This is a genomic window from Pseudomonas sp. BR20 (assembly GCF_050780135.1).
Taxonomy (GTDB): Bacteria; Pseudomonadota; Gammaproteobacteria; order Pseudomonadales; family Pseudomonadaceae; genus Aquipseudomonas.
In genome coordinates this window covers 5542498-5559990 of sequence record NZ_CP172012.1, presented here as the reverse complement: position 1 = coordinate 5559990, position 17493 = coordinate 5542498, and the positions used below count along the sequence as shown (strand labels likewise).

Annotated in this window: 16 protein-coding genes; 6 read left to right on the top strand and 10 right to left on the bottom strand. The window is 61.2% G+C overall.

What is annotated here, in order from left to right:
* Positions 1-108 precede the first annotated feature (108 nt).
* The 5 genes from colR (at position 109) to ACHPFG_RS25650 (ending at position 3880) form a co-directional block, all read left to right on the top strand.
* Positions 109-792, top strand: coding sequence for a two-component system response regulator ColR (colR, locus tag ACHPFG_RS25670; protein ID WP_027605482.1), 684 nt, complete (start codon positions 109-111; stop codon positions 790-792).
* Positions 782-2062, top strand: coding sequence for a sensor histidine kinase (locus ACHPFG_RS25665; RefSeq protein ID WP_131697936.1), 1281 nt, complete (start codon positions 782-784; stop codon positions 2060-2062). Before colR ends, ACHPFG_RS25665 begins: the two co-directional genes overlap by 11 nt.
* 189 nt (positions 2063-2251) lie before the next feature.
* The gene (locus ACHPFG_RS25660) at positions 2252-2932 is read left to right on the top strand and encodes a class I SAM-dependent methyltransferase (protein ID WP_431700774.1); all 681 of its coding nucleotides are present in this window, start codon (positions 2252-2254) and stop codon (positions 2930-2932) included.
* 4 nt (positions 2933-2936) lie between these two features.
* On the top strand, positions 2937-3656 hold the full coding sequence (locus ACHPFG_RS25655) for a lipopolysaccharide kinase InaA family protein (protein WP_431700773.1): 720 nt from the start codon (positions 2937-2939) through the stop codon (positions 3654-3656).
* Positions 3653-3880 (top strand): hypothetical protein, encoded by a 228-nt coding sequence (locus ACHPFG_RS25650; RefSeq protein ID WP_431700772.1) that lies wholly within the window; start codon positions 3653-3655, stop codon positions 3878-3880. Before ACHPFG_RS25655 ends, ACHPFG_RS25650 begins: the two co-directional genes overlap by 4 nt.
* Before the next feature lie 123 nt (positions 3881-4003).
* On the opposite strand, the gene ACHPFG_RS25645 is transcribed toward ACHPFG_RS25650, so the two are convergent.
* Genes ACHPFG_RS25645 through ACHPFG_RS25635 form a run of 3 tightly spaced genes read right to left on the bottom strand, consistent with a single transcriptional unit; the run spans position 4004 to position 7639 of the window.
* Positions 4004-5101, bottom strand: a complete 1098-nt coding sequence (locus tag ACHPFG_RS25645) for a DUF1513 domain-containing protein (protein ID WP_167655189.1) — start codon at positions 5099-5101, stop codon at positions 4004-4006.
* A 2-nt stretch (positions 5102-5103) separates the two neighbouring features.
* The gene (locus ACHPFG_RS25640; RefSeq protein WP_431700771.1) at positions 5104-6168 is read right to left on the bottom strand and encodes an imelysin family protein; all 1065 of its coding nucleotides are present in this window, start codon (positions 6166-6168) and stop codon (positions 5104-5106) included.
* 31 nt (positions 6169-6199) lie between these two features.
* Positions 6200-7639: a di-heme oxidoredictase family protein gene (locus ACHPFG_RS25635; protein WP_431700770.1), complete on the bottom strand. Its 1440-nt coding sequence runs from the start codon at positions 7637-7639 to the stop codon at positions 6200-6202.
* Positions 7640-7779: 140 nt separating this feature from the next.
* On the opposite strand from ACHPFG_RS25635, the gene ACHPFG_RS25630 reads away from it, so the two are divergent.
* A complete protein-coding gene (locus tag ACHPFG_RS25630) occupies positions 7780-8343 on the top strand; it encodes an NAD(P)H nitroreductase (RefSeq protein WP_431700769.1) in 564 nt (187 codons plus the stop codon).
* Positions 8344-8467: 124 nt separating this feature from the next.
* Here the strand turns inward: ACHPFG_RS25630 and ACHPFG_RS25625 are convergent, their stop codons facing one another.
* The 7 genes from ACHPFG_RS25625 to gap form a co-directional block, all read right to left on the bottom strand.
* Positions 8468-10606: a methyl-accepting chemotaxis protein gene (locus ACHPFG_RS25625; RefSeq protein WP_431700768.1), complete on the bottom strand. Its 2139-nt coding sequence runs from the start codon at positions 10604-10606 to the stop codon at positions 8468-8470.
* Positions 10607-10746: 140 nt separating this feature from the next.
* Positions 10747-11148 carry a YbaN family protein gene (locus ACHPFG_RS25620; protein ID WP_145337846.1) on the bottom strand — a complete coding sequence of 134 codons (402 nt, stop codon included), beginning with the start codon at positions 11146-11148 and terminating at the stop codon, positions 10747-10749.
* A 112-nt stretch (positions 11149-11260) separates the two neighbouring features.
* Positions 11261-11869, bottom strand: a complete 609-nt coding sequence (locus tag ACHPFG_RS25615; RefSeq protein ID WP_431700767.1) for a biliverdin-producing heme oxygenase — start codon at positions 11867-11869, stop codon at positions 11261-11263.
* Between the two features lie 135 nt (positions 11870-12004).
* Positions 12005-14569, bottom strand: coding sequence for a TonB-dependent receptor (locus tag ACHPFG_RS25610; protein WP_431700766.1), 2565 nt, complete (start codon positions 14567-14569; stop codon positions 12005-12007).
* 117 nt (positions 14570-14686) lie between these two features.
* Entirely contained in the window at positions 14687-15655 is a 969-nt protein-coding gene (locus tag ACHPFG_RS25605) for a FecR family protein (protein WP_431700765.1), read from the bottom strand.
* Between the two features lie 74 nt (positions 15656-15729).
* Positions 15730-16248: a sigma-70 family RNA polymerase sigma factor gene (locus ACHPFG_RS25600; RefSeq protein WP_167655116.1), complete on the bottom strand. Its 519-nt coding sequence runs from the start codon at positions 16246-16248 to the stop codon at positions 15730-15732.
* 142 nt (positions 16249-16390) lie between these two features.
* Entirely contained in the window at positions 16391-17392 is a 1002-nt protein-coding gene (gene gap, locus ACHPFG_RS25595) for a type I glyceraldehyde-3-phosphate dehydrogenase (RefSeq protein ID WP_145337849.1), read from the bottom strand.
* Positions 17393-17493 lie beyond the last annotated feature (101 nt).

Genomic DNA, 17493 nt, shown 5'->3' with positions numbered 1-17493 from the left:
TCGGTTGAAAACCTTTATAGGCATGCCTTTCCGCTCTATCCCTGAGTCACACTTGGCCTTAAGCTGCGCGAGCCAACACGGCCGTTACCGCGTACGGAGACACTGCCCATGCGAATTCTATTGGTTGAAGACAACCGCGATATTCTGGCCAATCTGGCCGACTACCTGGGGCTAAAAGGCTACACCGTGGACTGTGCGCAGGACGGTTTGTCGGGCCTGCATTTGGCCGCGACCGAGCATTACGACTTGATCGTGCTCGACATCATGCTGCCTGGCATCGATGGCTACACCTTGTGCAAACGCCTGCGTGAAGACGCTCGCCGCGACACGCCGGTGATCATGCTCACAGCCCGCGACCAGTTGGATGACCGGCTGCAGGGCTTCAAGTCCGGCGCCGATGATTATTTGCTCAAACCGTTTGCCCTGTCGGAATTGGCCGCGCGTATCGAAGCCGTGCTGCGCCGTGCCCAAGGTGGCGGTCGTCGCGCCCTGCAAGTGGCCGATCTGAATTACGACCTTGATACCCTGGAAGTGACCCGCGAAGGGCGCCTGCTCAAACTCAACCCGGTCGGCCTCAAGCTGCTCGCCGTATTGATGCAGAAAAGTCCCCACGTACTGCGTCGGGAAGTACTTGAAGAGGCCCTGTGGGGCGATGACTGCCCGGACAGCGACAGTCTGCGCAGCCACGTCCACCAGTTGCGTCAAGTGATCGATAAGCCGTTCGCCAAACCGTTGCTGCAAACGGTGCATGGGGTGGGTTACCGCTTGGCCGAGGGCCGTGATGGAGTTTAAGCAAAGCCTTGCCCAGCGGATCATCATCGCCTTTGCCTTAATGAGTGCGTTGGTGGCGGGGGCCTTCGCCATGGGTATCGTCGCCACCGTGCACCTGGTGGAAGAGAAGTTGATCTCGGCAGGCTTGGGCGGTGACTTGCAGCGCCTGCTGCTGATGGACACCGTCGAGGACTGGCGGCACCGGCCCGAGCCCGACCAGCTGTTTTACTTCAGCGGTGGCCCCGGCGATTTTGAATTGCCCAAGGACCTGCGGCATCTGGAACCAGGGTTTCATGAGGTGTTTCGCGAGGCGCTGTCGTACCACGCGATGGTAGAAGTGGTCGACGGTCGGCGCTATGTGCTGCTGCAGGATCAAAGCGATTTCGAAGAGCGCGAGCGCGTGCTGTTTGCCGTGGTGCTGGTGGGCTTCGTGCTCAGCTTGGCGCTGGCGGTGTTCCTCGGCTGGGTGCTGGCCCGTAAGGTGATGGCGCCGGTGGTGCGCCTGGCCCGCCAGGTGCGGCACCGCGACCAGTTGCTGGGCCTGGCGCCGCCCCTGGCACCGGACTACGCCGCCGACGAAGTAGGGGAGTTGGCCGTGGCCTTCGACGCCACGCTGGGGCGCCTGCGCCAGGCGTTGTCCCGCGAGCAGCTGTTTACCAGCGATGTCAGCCACGAACTGCGCACACCGTTGATGGTGCTGGCCAGTTCCTGCGAACTGCTGTTGGAAAACCCGGCCATCGATCAGCGTGGGCGTAACCAGGTCGAGCGAATCGCCCGTGCCTGCGAAGAAATGCGCGAACTGGTGCAAACCTTCCTGATGCTGGCCCGGGCTCAGCATGATGACGGGAGCATGTCGCCCAAGGTCAATCTGTCCCAGGTGGCTGATGATCTGCTCGGCATCTGGCGCGAGCCTATCGAGCACAAGGGCCTGGAGTTGATCTACCAGCCGGGCAACCCTCTGGATACGCGCTACAACGCGACCTTCCTGCATGCCGTGATGGGCAACCTGTTGCGCAATGCCCTGCATTACACCGAACGCGGCTTTATCCGGCTTACCCTGGAACCGACCGGTTTTGTGGTGGAAGACAGCGGCGTCGGCATTCCCGAAGACAAGCGCGAAGCGATGTTCGAGCCGTTCGTACGCGGCAGTGAGAAACGCGGTGAGGGCCTGGGGTTGGGGTTGTCGCTGGTCCAGCGCATCTGCGAGAACCAGGGCTGGAGCGTTACCCTCAGCACCATGGAGCCCCATGGCTGTCGCTTTCATGTCCAGCTGAGTCAGGTCAACGCCTGACCGTTCCCCCCTGCCGCTATCCTGCCAGAGATCCCCGTAAATCGGCGAAGATGGCCCCATGATATTGCCCGTATCTGTAAAGTCTTGAAATATATGAGATTGGACAGGACAAGTTTTTCACAATGGGTTGACCTGTTGATCACAGGTCGCTGCTTAAGGTTGTAGGCATCAGCAACTGGAGATCCGTTGATGCCTACCCCGATCAAACTCGAATTTTCCGAAAAGTACGACGACCAGCACGCCCACGAATATTTGCTCAAGCATCAGGACAATCTGGCGCGCCGGTTGTCCCACAAACGCGACGAGCAACTGGCCCGTGGCGCGTTGGCGATGGCCGGCGAGCCTGGCCTGGTGCTGGACCTGCCGTGCGGCGCCGGGCGTTTCTGGCCGTTGCTGGCGGAAAAGCCCAACCGCGTGATCATCGGCGCCGATAATTCGGCGTCCATGTTGAAGGTCGCGACGGTCGCCCAACCCGCGGATGTGGTGAAACGGGTACGGCCCTTGCAGACATCTGCCTTCGATATCGATTTGCCGGATAACTCGGTCGACAGCATTTTCTGTATGCGCCTGCTCCACCACATTGGTGATCCGGCGCACCGTCAGGCAATTCTGCGGGAGTTTCAGCGGGTTACCCGCGACAGCGTGATCATTTCGTTGTGGGTCGATGGCAATTTCAAAGCCTGGAAGCGCAAGCGTCTCGAAGGAAAACGTCGCAAGAAAGGTGAGCAGGAAGGTTACCAAAACAGATTTGTGTTACCGGCTGCTACTGTTGAGGCAGAGTTCGAGCAAGCCGGATTCCGTGTTCAGGAATCCCTGGACTTCATACCGCTGTACGCCATGTGGCGGGTGTATGTATTGCGCAAGAGGTAACAGGATGGCAGTTGAGTGCGTAGCAGGCAGTCACGTAGCTCCGGAAGAACGCTTCGATTATTTCTGGCGTCAGCAAGGCGAATGGGTCGAAGAGCCCAATCGCCGGCGTGGCGGTGAAAGTGGTGTACAGCGTGTAATGACTGCCAATGGCCGTTTGCTCTACAGCAAGCGCCAGACGGACCATATCTACCGCAGTTGGCTGCACCCGTTTGGGCGCCCCACGGTGCTGCGCGAGCGTGATGCCCTCAGGGGCCTGCGGGGGTTGGATGTGCGTGTCCCCGAAATGGTCTTTTGCGAGGCGCGTCGTGACCCCGAGCACCGCTGGAAGGCACTGCTGGTAACCGCCGCCCTCGACGGCTTCGACGAAATTGAACACTGGTACGCCGCCGGTGGCCGCGAACAGTATGGCGAGCGGGTGCACGAGCGCTTGCTCAAGGAGTTGGCCGGCACCCTGGCCCGCATGCATAAAGGGCGCTGGCAGCACGGTTGCCTGTACATCAAGCATATTTTCGTGCGGGTGACGGGCGAGGGTGACTCGGCCCAGGTGGAAGTGGCGCTGCTGGACTTCGAGAAATGCCGCCAGCGCTTGACCGCCTATCGGGCAGCTTCCCATGACATGTTGCAACTGCGTCGCCATTCGTCGTGGAACAGCACCGACTGGGAAAAACTCAGCTACTTTTACGAGACGGCGTTTGGCAGCGCTATCAAGGGTTTAACCAAATGAAGCTAGAAATAGCACGAGGTTTGTTCCTGGTCGGGGCGTTGGGCATTGCTGCCCTGGCCCTGGCCGCATGGGAGCAACCTCGCACACAGGTGCTCAGCGCGGTGCAAGGTGGCGGGCAATGCTTGTTGCCCCGCGTCGCCAAGGCGAGTGTGGCGGCCAGGCCTGATCATGAATTGCTGTTGTTCATGTTTGGGATGTCCCAAGGGATGAGGCCGCAGAGTTGAAACGATTCAAACCCCCGAAAAGGGCCTTGCGATGCGAGGCCCTTTTTTTTGCCTTTCAAACCTTACCCGCAGCGCGGCTGCTACGGATTTGTGCGGTGGTGGATTAGACGGTATCTACGCAGGTCAGATCAGATGCAGGTGGTTATCCCAGAGCCCCGCCGGTAATTCCAACGGTTTGGCGACCAGCTGTTTCTGGCGGCAATCGTAGTAGCGGCAACGGCCCTGGCCCGAAGTGACGACAAACCCGTCCGCCACGGCACCGACGCCTGCGCAATCGGGCAACGGTCCATCCAGGCGCAGCTCGGCGGTGTCCATGTCCCAGATAAAGAAGCGGTTGCCACGCGGTGCGGTCAACGCCACCAGGCGCAGTTCGCTGTGTACGGCGACGCTGGCGGTGTAATGCCCCATGGCCTGCAACTGCTCATCGGCCACCGGGAAGGCCACGAACGGCTGCCCCGGACGCTTGATTGCCAGCAACTCGGAACGCTCCTGGGAAGGCCCCATGAACTGCTGGCCGGTGAGGACGGTGCCATCGCTGGCGATGCCCATATGGCGCACGCTGTTCATCTGCTGGCCAAGGGTTTCCTTGCTGATCAAGGTGCCGTCGCGCTGCATCAGCACCAGGCTCGGTTCCATGGCGTTGAGGTTCATCTCCACGCGGCTTTCGGCTTCGGTGCGAATGCCGCCGTTGGCCACCACCAGGGTTTCGCCGTCGGGCATCCACGACACCTGGTGCGGGCCGATGCCATGGGTTGAGATCTCGCCGCTGTGCACCAGGCGCTCGCCTTCGAACTTATACACACCGAGCAGGCCACGGCCGGGGTCGGACGTGTCGTTCTCGGTGGCGTACAGCCAATCGCCGCTCTTGTGGATGACCGCATGGCCATAGAAGTGGCGGTTGGCGTTCGAGGTGATGGTTTGCAGCAGGGTGCCATCGCGCAGGTCGATCAGGTAGCTCTCGGTGCCCGGGCGGCGGGCAACAAACAGTGCAATCGGCAGCGTTGGGTGGTTGATGATGTCGTGGCAGCGCTGGCCGACCTGAGTGGCAAACACCTGCTTGCCGTCCAGGTGAAAGCCCACGGCGTAGTGCTTGCCGTCTGCATCATCGCGCGCCGACAGCAGCAGCGGGCGCTTGTCCTTCCCTTTGAACAGCGTCCAGCCACCCAACGTAAGTGCGCTGAGCAGCACGCTGCCGATCGCCAAAGCCTGTCGCCTGAGCATCATCAGTCACCGTCGTTGGCATTGAAGCCCAGTTGGATCCCCAGCGCCTTGGCCAGCTCGCCTTCGTGCAGGCGGTGGACCACGTTGAGGCTGTCGTAAATGTCGTTAAGCTGCTGGCGCCCGGCGTCATCGTTCAACAGTTCGTTGAGGGTGCGCTGGTTGCTGGCGAACAGTTTCAGCGAGGCGGCATAGGCCGCGTCGATCTTGTCGGCCAATGGCTTTTGATCCGCCGGCAGCAAACCACGCAGGCCCTTGTTGTCGACGCCGACCCACACGGTCTGGGCGGCGGCGAGGCTGGCTTCCAGGCTTTGCAGGGATGACTGGCTGCGCCATGCATCGGCCTGGAACGGCTGCGGGATGCCCTTGGTCTGGCGACCCATGGGCGTGCCGAGTTTTTTCTTCAGGGTGTCCAGTGCGGTCACTTGTACGCGCAGCAGATCGGCGATGGCTTCGTGGGAATCAGCGTAGCGCTGGTTCGGAAACTTGCTCATCTGCGCGAGCATGCCGTCGGTGCTGTTCCAGCTGGCCAGGATCTCTTCGGCCAGGGCTTTCTGACGATCACCAATGGCCACCAGCAGCGGGCAGTAGCGGGCTTTCTGCGCGTCGTCGGCGATGTCGGTCTTGGCGTCGTAGAGGATGTATTCGTAGGCCGACAGGCCCTGTACCACCACGCTGGATTTGGCCAGTGCGGCGCCGTCGATCTGCGGCTGGGCGGCGACCAGTTGCTCCACTTGGCGGCCCACGAGGTTCTTCTTGTCCGGCCAGAACTGCACCTGCCACGAGCGGTTGCCCTCAGCCAGCGGGCCGATCAGCAGCGGTTGCAACTCGGCCCAGGCTTTTTGCGCGTGGAGGAAGTCGGCGCGGGCGGTGTCCAGGCTTTGCTTGCCCTGGCAGTAGGCCAGGGCGCTGACGGCTAACTGGCGGTCGGCTTCGACCCAGCGGCTGTAGGTCGGCAGGATCACCTGCTTGGCGATCGCCGCCGAGGTCACGGCTTGCGGGTCTTGTGGCGAGCAGGCACCCAGAGCGAGGGCGGCCAGGCTGGTGAACAACAACTTGGGACGGAACATGTCGAGCTCCCTTCTGTAATTGGGGCGAAGCTTATAAAGAATTCAGGAACGCCAGCAACGCAGCACGCTGCTCGGCATTGAAGGACAACACATGCTGCTGCGCCGCTTGTGCTTCGCCGCCGTGCCACAGCACGGCTTCGAGCAGGTTGCGGGCGCGGCCGTCATGCAGGAACTGGGTATGGCCACTGACGGTCTGCGTCAGCCCGATGCCCCACAACGGCGGCGTGCGCCAGTCGCGGCCACCGGCCTTGAATTCTGTGCGGTTGTCGGCCAGGCCTGGGCCCATGTCGTGCAACAGCAAATCGCTGTAGGGACGAATCACTTGGTTGGCCAACTCGGGTTCAGCGGCATTCGCAGCGGTGGTGAACGTCGGCTTATGGCAACCCTGGCAACCGGCCTGGTAGAACAGGTTTTTCCCGGCCAGCACCTGCGGCGTGTTGACGTCGCGGCGCACGGGCACGGCCAGGTTGCGGGTGTAGAACAGCACCAGGCGCAGGATGTTATCGCTGACTTCCGGCTCGCCATCGGGACCATTGCCGTTGGGCGCCTGTTTGCAGGCGACTTGGGCCGCGGTGCAGTCATCGAACGGTCTCAGGGAGGTGGTGAGGCCCATATCACCAGAAAACGCGTGAACATTTTGTTGGTTGAGGTTGGGTTGCCCGGCTTTCCAGCCAAAACGCCCGAGTACGGTTTTTTGCTCGGCGTCATCCCAGACCCAATTCGCCCGGCCGACGAGGGCTTCTTTGTCGGCGGTCTTCGGCTCGGTATTGCGCAGGATGTCCGCGTCGCTGATGGCTTCGAGCAGGCCCAGGCCGATCATCGGCGGGGCGATGCGCGCGGAGAAGCGCGTGTCCGGGTGCATCGGGCCATAGCCGAGCTGGGTGATCTGCAGATCGGGCTTGCGCAACTCGACGACGCTGCCGTCCTTGAACGTGACGTTGACCGGCGTGTAGTCGACCCGCACCTTGCCTTCCGGCAGTACGCCTGGCACTGCCATGTCCTGCAGTTGCCCACCGTAGACGGGCTCGGGTACCACCCCGGCTTGCTCGATGAGCTTGGCGTAGGGCGGCTGTTCCTGGATAGACACGGGGATCGACAGGCGCACCAGCATCGACACCGCATTGGCCGCGTCGGGCAGTGGCGGGTGGCCACGGCCGTCCTTGATATGGCAGTTCTGGCAGGCGTTGGTGTTGAACAGCGGGCCTAGGCCATCACGGGCGGTGGTGGTGGACGGCGCGATCACCCAAGGGCTGCGAAAAAAGCTGTTGCCCACGCTGAAATCCAGACGGCGCGTGGGCGACAGGTTGGCCGAGGGCAGGGAAAACGCATTCTGGTCGCGCTTGTTCACCGTCGTCGCGCCGCCGGCTCGCGATTCACCCGGCTCGGCCTTGGTGAAGCGAGGGGCGTCATCGCAGGCGGTCAGGCTCAAGGCCATCAATGCTGCGCACAGGCGAAAAAGCGAACGAAACATCGAGTTTCCTGGACGAAGGCTGAAAATAAGGTCGCAAAGTCTAACAGGGCGGGGCGGATTGAATAAGAGCAATTATCGTTTGGTGGCATCCCGATTCATTCCCGCTAGAATGACCGCACATTTTTTTCTGGAGGTGGCCAATGCAGGCTCTCGACGCTTTGCTCAACCGTGTTTCCGTGCCGCGTTTGCTGGAACCGGCACCGACCCAGGAGCAGCGCGATGTGCTGTTCGCCGCGGCCATGCGTGCGCCTGATCACGGCCAACTGCGCCCTTGGCGTTTCCTCACCGTGGAAGGTGCCGCCCGCGAGCAGATGGGCACGCTGCTGGCCGAAGCCGCCCGACTGCAAGACCCCGATGCCCCGCAAGCTGCCATCGACAAGGCCCAGAACGGCCCGTTGCGTGCGCCGCTGGTGGTGGTGGTGATTGCCCGTCTGCAGGAGCACTTCAAGGTGCCCAAATCCGAACAACGGCTGGCAGCCGCCTGCGCGGCCCACGGCATTCTGCTGGCGGCCTATGCCCAGGGGATTGGTGCGGTGTGGCGCACGGGTGAGTTGTCCTACTCGGCCCACGTCGCCAAAGGCCTGGGGCTGACCGCGGATGAGGAGGTGATTGGCTTCCTCTATTTGGGTACACCGCAGAACCCGCCGCGTACGGCCGCAAAGGAAGATGTGGCGGCGTTTGTGAAGGCCTGGACGGGTCTCTAAGCAGTACGCGGTCAAAATGTGGGAGGGGGCTTGCCCCCGATAGCGGTGTGTCAGCTACAGATAAGTAGACTGACACTCAGCCATCGGGGGCAAGCCCCCTCCCACATTTGACCGTTGGTGTGTCTTACACCTTGAATTGATCCATGAGTTTCATCTGCTGGCTGGCCAAGGCATTGAGCTGGCTGCTGATGGCCGCCGATTCGGTGGCCTGGCCGGTGAGGGTTTCGGTCACAGTGCGGATCGCCGAGACGTTGCGGTTGACCTCTTCGGCCACGGCGCTTTGCTGCTCGGCGGCGCTGGCGATTTGCAGGTTCATGTCACTGATCACCGTCACTGCATCACTGATCTTGCCCAAGGCCTGTACGGCTTGATGGATCTGCCCGGCATTGCTCTGGGCCTGGCTCTGGCTGGAGTGCATGGTCGCCACTACGCCACGGGTACCGCTCTGGATGCGTTCGATCACCAGGCGGATTTCCTCCACCGAATCCTGGGTGCGCTTGGCCAGGTTGCGCACTTCGTCGGCCACCACCGCAAATCCCCGGCCGCTTTCCCCGGCGCGTGCGGCTTCAATTGCTGCGTTGAGCGCCAGCAGGTTGGTCTGCTCGGCAATGCTACGGATCACTTCCAGGACTGAACCGATTTGTTCGCTGTTGACCGCCAGGGCTTCGACTTCGCCCACGGCCTTGCTGACTTCTTCGGCGAGGGTGGTGATGTCGCGGGTGCTCTGCTCGATGATCGACATGCCTTCACGTGCCGACTGGTCGGCACCGCGCGCTGCGTTGGCGGCATTGGAGGCACTGTTGGCGACGTCATGGGCGGTGGCGCTCATTTCGTTGGACGCCGTGGCCACCTGGTCGATTTCGCGGAACTGCACCTGCATGCCTTCGCTGGTCTGGCGCGCGATGGCCGAGGACTGGTCAGCCGTGCCACGCGCTTCGGTGATGCTTTGCTTGATCTGGGCGATGGTCGGTTGCAGCTTGTCGAGGAAACGGTTGAACCAGTTCACCAATTCGCCCAGCTCATCCTTCTTGGCGTAGGCCAGGCGCTGGGTGAGGTCGCCGTCGCCGCTGGCGATGTCCTTGAGCATGGCGGCGACGCTGTTGATCGGACGAGTCACACCGGTGGCGGTGAGCCAGATCAGCAGCAAGCCGAGCAGACCGGCGGCGGCACCGACCAGCAAGGCCTTGAGGGTGCCGCTGGCTTGGGCTGCGTCGAGCACGCCTTGAAGTTTCATGCTGTCGGCAAGCATCACGTGTTTGGGCAGTTTGATCACGACGCCCCAGGCTTTGGCATCGGCAATGGGCTTGACCGGGTAAACCGCGCGGATGGTATCGCCTTGTTCGCGGTTGACATAGCTGCCACTGGCGAGCAGTTGCACGATCTCCTTGCCTTCTGCACCGAGGGTGTCGACCAGGTTTTTCCCAACCTTGGCGGGCTCGCCACTGTAGGCAGCAATCAGGCCGTTGCTGGAAATGATCTCCAGGTGTGCCGCACCGTTGAACAACTCTTTTTGCGCGGCGTCCGCGCTGGCTTGCAGGGTGTTGAGGGCGATATCGACACCGACCACGCCAATGACTTTACCGTCCACGATCATCGGCAAGGAGATGGTGGTCATCAGTACCGGTGTGCCGGTCACTGTGTCTTCATATGGGTCCAGCAGGCAGGTGCTTCGGGTGTCCCGGGGGCAGGTGTACCAAATGTTGTAGGGCGTTCCGCTGAGGTTGAGCGTGGTCTTGGTCAGGTCTTCCTCGAGCATAATGGTGTTCAAGGCTTCACCTCCGACGCGGTTCCAGTAGCTGGAGAAGCGGCCTTTTTCGTTGGACGCGCGGGACTTGTCATTGGCGAACTCGCTGTCCTTGCCGTCCAGGCCATTGGGCTCGAACGCCAGCCAGATGCCCAGCACTTTGCTGTTGCGTTCGAAGGTGGTTTTCAGGCTCTGGTTGAGTTCTTCACGCAAGGCGCCGGGGTCCAGCGAGCGCTTGGTGGCCAGGTTGCGCAGGTCTTTGACCTGATCGGCGATGGCCGTGATCACGGTAAGATTTTCGCCAAAGGTTTTCTGCAGCAGCACGGCTTGCTCCGCTGCCCTGGCTTGCAGCAGGTTCTGCACGCTGCTGGTGAGCATTTGCGAGCTTGAATCGCTGATCAGATGGTCGTTCTGGTTGGTTTCGTAAAGGTTGATGCTGATGATCAACGCTATTACGCCCAGTAGACATAGCCCGGACAGCAGCACGATTTTCAAACGTATGGAGAGGGTGTCGAACATAGGTTCACTCGCGAATGGGCGTGTGGAAATGCATGCAATCCAGGGCCAAGTCCATTCAGCGCTATGTCTGAAACATCGGCGTAACAAATCAATTCATGAGAGATAGGCGATGGGCGGTAGGAAAACACCTACAGCCAGCGTCACACGGGCTGTGCGAGTCGTTCGGGGCGTGACCAGATCCACAGGTTGCCCAGGCTCATCCCGGCAATCGCCAGGTAGATCGGCCAGCCGTGGTCGAGCATTAGCAGCATCAGGATGGCGCACAGCAGCATGCTCACGGTGGCGCTGACCTTGGCCCGACGCGCGATGATCCTGCCGTTGCGCCAGTTGAACAGGATCGGTCCGAACAGGCGGTGGTTTTCCAACCAGGCACTGAGGCGCGGCGAACTTTTGGTCGCGGCCCAGGCGGCCAGGAGGATGAATTCGGTGGTGGGCAAACCCGGCACCACAATCGCCACCAGCCCGATGCCCAGGCTGACGTAGGCCAGCAGGCCGAAGAGGATCTGTGCGATTTTCGAGGTGGATTGGGGTTTGCCGGTCATGGTGAAGCTTTTCTTGGAGGAAGGTTTACAAAAAGTCCGAACTCAAATGCGATCAAAATGTGGGAGGGGGCTTGCCCCCTCCCACAGTTGATTGCATTTCAATTTTGGGGGATCAGGCCAGTTCAGGGGCGCCAGCGTACGCCTGTTCCAGCAGCACGGTGAAGCGCACAAACGCATCCACCGCGCCTTTTTCCGCTGCGGCTTCTTCTTCGGCGCTCAACTCCAGGGCGTCGAGGGTGCGGGTGAAGCTTTTCCAGCCTTCGGCGCGACCACCGGCGGGCTCACCCAGGTGGCGGGCACCGAAGGTTTCGCTCAGGCCCAGGCCTACGGCGCGCTTGATCAGGAACGCGGCGCCCAGTTTGGAACCTTCGGATACGAACAACCAGCCCAGGGCTTCGGCCTTGCTCGGGTTCTTCAGTGCGCCCACGACCGGGGCAGGCACTTCGGTATCCAGGTCTGCCAGGTCCAGCCTGGCGGCTTCGGCGCGGCACCGTTCGGCCAGGTCAGGCACGATCTTGATCAGTTCGGCATCGTTGTACAGGGGCACCAGTTCCGACTGGAACAGGTACTGCGCCACCACGAAACGCGCGAAGTTGGCCTGGGTTTCGAACGGGGCGTGGGCCTTGACCAGTGCATCCAGCTTGGTGTGCGGCTCGTGGGTGATCTGGTTCAGGCGCTGGGAGCGCAGGCTTGGGCGTTCTGCGGTAGGAGAAGCGGTCATGAAAAAGTCCTTGAGAAGGGGAGCGCCTTGTTGCCCTTAAAGAGAGCTGTTATCAACTAGACGAACAAGAAGACGCGGCACAGTAAAAAATCCTCACCTCGCCGCTGAAATTTCGACGAGGTGAGGGAAGCTTTGTCAGATGTCCCAGATCACGTTGATCGCAAAGTTGCGGCCCGGCTGGGTCAGGCGGTCGAGGTTGGCCGGTCCGGTCACAGCGGCTTCGCCGACACTGTCGTAGCTGCGCACGTCATCCCAGTTCCAGTACTTCTTGTCGGTGAGGTTGTAGAGGCCGCCGTTGATGGTCACGTCGTTGGTGACTTTGTAGAAGGCGGTCAGGTCGACAACACCGAACCCTGGGGTCTTGAAGGGCCCGCTGGTGTCGCCGTCCGGCGCGTGGAAGGTAGTGCTGTCGACGCGATCCTGCTTTTTCACCAGGGTCCAGCTCAACAGGCCACCGTAGTTGTCCTGGTCGTAACCCAGGCCGAAGACGCCCTTGAGCGGGTTGACGCTGTTCAGCGGCTCGCCGTTATCGTCGTTGCGGCCGTAGGCATAGGACACCGAACCCTGGGTGTAGAGGCCTTGCGGGGCGCCGAATGGATCCAGGTTCAGGCGCCCTTTGGCCTCTGCTCCCTTGATGGTGGCGCGCTTGATATTGACGGCCTGGAACTGTTCGACGGTGCCGCCGACGACGGCGTTGTCTTCGTCGATAAAGTCGCGGTACTTGTTGTAAAACACGGCGATCTCGAAGGAGCCTTCGTCGAACTTGCCGCGAATCCCGGTTTCGATGCCTTTGCTGGTTTCTGGCTTGAGGTCGGGGTTCGGCTCGACGGTGTAGCCCAGGTTCAGGTTTTCAAAGCGGCCGTACAGCGCCTTGGCCGATGGCGTACGGAAACCTTCGGCATATTGGCCGAACCAGGTGTATTGATCCGTCAGGGCGTAAGTCAGGCCGAACTTGGGGGTCACACGGTGCCAGGTTTTTTCCTTGTCGCTCACCGGGTCCGCACCTGTCGGGTTGACGGTGTTGAGGAACTCCTGGGTCAGCTTGGGTTTGAGCTGGGTGTAGTCGTAGCGCACGGCGGGCAGGAAGGTCCATTTGTCCCAACTGATCTGATCCTGTGCGAACAGCGAATACGTGTTGATGGTCGGGTCGGGGAAGTCGCTGGACTTCTTCACGCTGTCAGTGGCAATCGGGCTGGGCGCGCCGATGGCGGTGCAGCCACTGCCGACGGCCACACAGGTCGCGCCGCCCTCGCGCGAGCCTGTGACTTTCTGCTGCTTGAGGGTGGTGCCATAGGTCACTTGGTGATCGGTTTCACCGAGGCTGAACGCTTTGTCCAACTGCGCATCGAAAATCCACTGTTTTTCCTGGTACAGCGTGTCGCGGGTGCGCAGGACACGACGACCTGACTGATAGATCTCGGCAGTGGTCTGGTCGGTCTTGGCGATCTGGTAATTGAGGCTGGTCTTGATCCGGTCGGCAATCGGCGACTCAAGGGCGAAGCTGTTTTCCAGGCCGAAACGTTCACGGGTAATGGTGTCGTTACCACGACGATCTCGGTAGAGGTTGAAGCCTCGGCCGCCGATGAACGGGCCGCCCACCGCGTTCTTCAGGTTGACGTCGCGATCATCCTTGTACTTTTCATAGGTCAGGCCCAGGCGGTTGTCATCGCCATAGTTCCAGCCGAGCTTGGCCAGCACGTTGGTGGTGCGCGCATCCTCGGGGTTGGCGCCGGTACGGGCCAGGCCGGTGGCGTTGTTGCCGTCGTAGGACTCGGTCTCATGGCCATTGCGCTGGCTCAGGTGCAGCAAACCGTCGAAGTCCTGCACGCGGCCGGCGACGGTGCCGGAGGTGAGCCAGCTTTCATCGGCGGAGCTGTAGCCGGTCTTCAGGCGTGCGCCGACGTCCTGGCCGGGCTTGATGATGTCGTCCGGGTCGAGGGTGAAGTAACTCACGGCGCCGCCGATAGCGCTGCTGCCGTACAGCGCCGAGGCCGGGCCGCGCAGGATTTCGACGCGCTTGACGATCTCCGGGTCGACGTAGTTTCGGCGGGTCTTGGCGTAGGGGCCGTTGAAGAAGTTGTCGGGCACTTCCACACCGTCCACCTGGGTAAGGATACGGTCGCCGTCGATACCGCGGATGTTGAACCCGGCATTGCCGGCACGGGTGCCAGCGCCGCCCACCGAGACGCCGGGCTCGTAGCGCACCAGTTCGCGGATGTTGTTGACGTTCTGGCGGTCCAGCTCTTGGCGATCCTGCACGCTGACGGTGCTCGGTACGCTGTTCACATCCTGTTCGTTACGGGTGGCGCTGATGGTCACCTGTTGCAGGTTGAGGGTGCTGCCCGCCGTGCGCTTTTCCAGGACGATGTTGTTATTGCCCAGCTTGCGGTAGCTCAGGTTGGTCCCCACCAACAGCCGGTCCAGGGCTTTCTCCGGCGACAGGGCGCCGCGCACGCCAGGGGACGAAACGCCCTGGGCCAGCTCGGCGGGCAGGCCGACTTGCCAGCCGGTTACGCTGGTAAAGGCGTTCAGCGCCGAGACCAGCGGCTGTTGCTCGATGCTGAAACTGTAGTTGCCGTGGCTGCGGGCGGCAGGTTCGGCGGCCGTCGCGGTCATCACTGGTGAACCGGCCAGCAGGATGGCGGCGGTCAGCAAGGACAGCACGGGCGAGGAGGACCGGTGGTTGAAACGAGAGGACATCGAGAGCGCTCCGGAAGGTACGAATCTTATAGTTGCGAACTGAACCAAATGGGAATCAGTTGCATTGGCTAAGACGAGACGTACCGTCGAGGGCTATCGAGTAAAAATAATTCTCATTTAGTTGAGGATCACCAGCGCGGGGTATTCCGACAACTTCGCTGAGGTGATGTGGGCCAGGGAGCGCACCACATCCAGGGGTTGGTCGAGGCGGTAGTTGCCGGTGACGGCAACGCTGGCGAGCTTGTCGTTGGTGTTGACGATCCAGCCGGGGTAGTAACGACGCAGCTCGGCGAGCACTTCGCTCATCGGGCAATTTTCGAAAATCAGCCGGCCTTGCACCCAGGCCAGGTCTTTATTGGCATCCAGCCTGGCCGGTTGGCCAAAGCCCTTGGGCCCGATGCGGATGCTTTCGCCCGCGCTCAGGCGTACGCGGGCATCGTCGACGGTGTTGCTCAGGTCGACATCGCCGCGCTGCACCTGTACCTGTGCTTCGCCATTGAGGTAGCGCACGGCGAAGGCAGTATCCCGCACGCTGGCGCGCACGGGGCCGGCATCGATCTCCAGGGGCAGACCGTGGCCGGGCATGATTTCGAAAAAGGCTTCGCCCTGGTACAGGCGGGCGATGCGCTGGTGGTCCTTGATGCTGCTGGAAAACGCCGAATTGGTGTTCAGCAACACTTTCGATCCATCGTCCAATTGCAGGCGCTGGCGTTCGCCCACCACCGTGAGATGGTCGGCTTGCAGGCGCACCGGCAGGTTGCTGAAGCTGAACAGGCCGATCAACAGCACGGCGGCGGTGGCCAGCGGCTTCCAGTGCGGCTTGATCCGGCGCCAGCCGCTGGGCGTGCGCGGCGCAGCCAGGGCCACGGCGGCGCTGTGCACCGGCGCGCCACCCCAAGCGGCCTGGGCCTTGCCGAAGGCGTGGACGTGGGCGGGGTCTTGGGCCAGCCAGGCTTCAAACTCGGCCTGCTGCCCAGGCGCTGGGCACTGCAAGGCGATCAGCCAGTCGAGGGCTTGGTCCATAGCCGTGTCTTGCAACACCTCATGAGCCAGCTCATGGGGGCGCAGTTTATTCGGGTCCGTCACGGTGTTCCTCGGGTCTTCGCCACGTTCTATTCATCTTTCCTACAGCTTGGGTCCACTCTTCTGTCGGCTGAAGCTTAAGGCTGATCCAGTCTTTCGGCCACACCTACGCAAATAGCCATGATCAATTTCAGTTCCTTTTGCACGGTGCTCAAGGACACGTCCAACTGATCGGCGATCTCCTGGTAGCTGCAACCGTGCAGGCGGCTGAGGATGAAAATCTGCTGTTGGCGCGCGCTCAACTGGCCGAGGCTGATGCTCAGGTGTTCAAGCAATTGCTCAGCCTGGGTTGCGTCTTCGGGGGTGCTGATGGGGGCAGCGACGCTTTGCAGGATGTCCAGCGGTACATCTTCCTGCAGCGTGCGCGCCTGAATCCTGCGTGAACGTAAGTGATCCAGCGCCAGGTTACGCGCGGTTTGGTAGACGAAGGGTTCGAGGTGATCGATCGGCCGCTCGCTGAGGGCCCGGGTGACGCGCAAGTAGGTTTCCTGCAACAGGTCCTCGGCGGTGCTGTGGTTATTCACCATCCGCTGCAAGGTGCGTAGCAGAATCACCCGTTGGGTGAGAAAGACTTGGTTGAAGCGAGATTGGCTCACAGTGATACCAGACCGATTTGCAGTTAATGATAATGCTTATCATCAACTCAAATGGCAAGTGGCTATTTCTCTGGGTCTACATAGAACAAATGTGGGGGGAGGGCAGTGCGACGATTCGACTGGCCCCTCCCACAGGACCGCATTATTCGGCGTTGCACAGCGCCAGGCAGTTATCCAGCATGCGGTTCGAGAAGCCCCACTCGTTGTCATACCAGGCCAGTACTTTCAGCAACTTGCCGCTGACCTTGGTGTGGTTGGCGTCGAAGATCGACGACAGCGGGTTGTGGTTGAAGTCACTGGAAACCAGCGGCAGGGTGTTGTAACCGAGGATCTTCGAGTGCTGGCTGGCTTCTTTGAGCAGCGCGTTGACTTCATCGGCAGTGGCTTCTTTCTTCAGTTGCACGGTGAGGTCCACCAGCGACACGTTGATCACCGGCACACGCACGGCCATGCCGGTCAGCTTGCCTGCCAGTTCCGGCAGTACAAGGCCGACCGCTTCGGCAGCGCCGGTCTTGCTCGGGATCATGTTCTGGGTGGCCGAGCGCGCGCGGTACGGGTCGGTGTGGTAGACGTCGGTCAGGTTCTGGTCGTTGGTGTAGGCATGAATCGTGGTCATCAAGCCGCTTTCGATGCCTAGCTCACGGTGCAGCACCTGGGCGACCGGCGCCAGGCAGTTGGTGGTGCACGATGCGTTGGAGATGATCTGGTGGGATTGACGCAGGATGTCGTGGTTCACGCCGTAGACCACGGTCGCGTCCGCGCCTTTGGCGGGGGCGGAGATGATCACCTTGCGCGCACCGGCGCTAATATGGGCGGCAGCCTTGTCACGGTCGGTGAACAGGCCGGTGCATTCGAACACCACGTCGATCTTATGCGCAGCCCACGGCAGGTCGGCCGGGTTGCGAATGGCGCTGACGGCAATCCGGTCACCATTGACGGTCAGGCTTTCCTGATCGTGGGCGACCTCTGCATCGAAAGTGCCATGCACGGTGTCGTATTTAAGCAGGTGGGCGTTGATCGAGCTGTCGCCCAAATCATTGATGGCGACGATCTGCAAATCCTGGCGATAGCCTTGGGTATACAGTGCGCGCAGGACATTACGGCCGATACGGCCAAAACCATTGATTGCGATACGAAGAGTCATTGGAAAGTGCCTGTCGTCGATTTGTTGTAAGAATTACAAGATTATTCGCATAAAAATAGAAAACAAGCCTTTTTAGTGGCAATATTTTGTTCAATCTACAA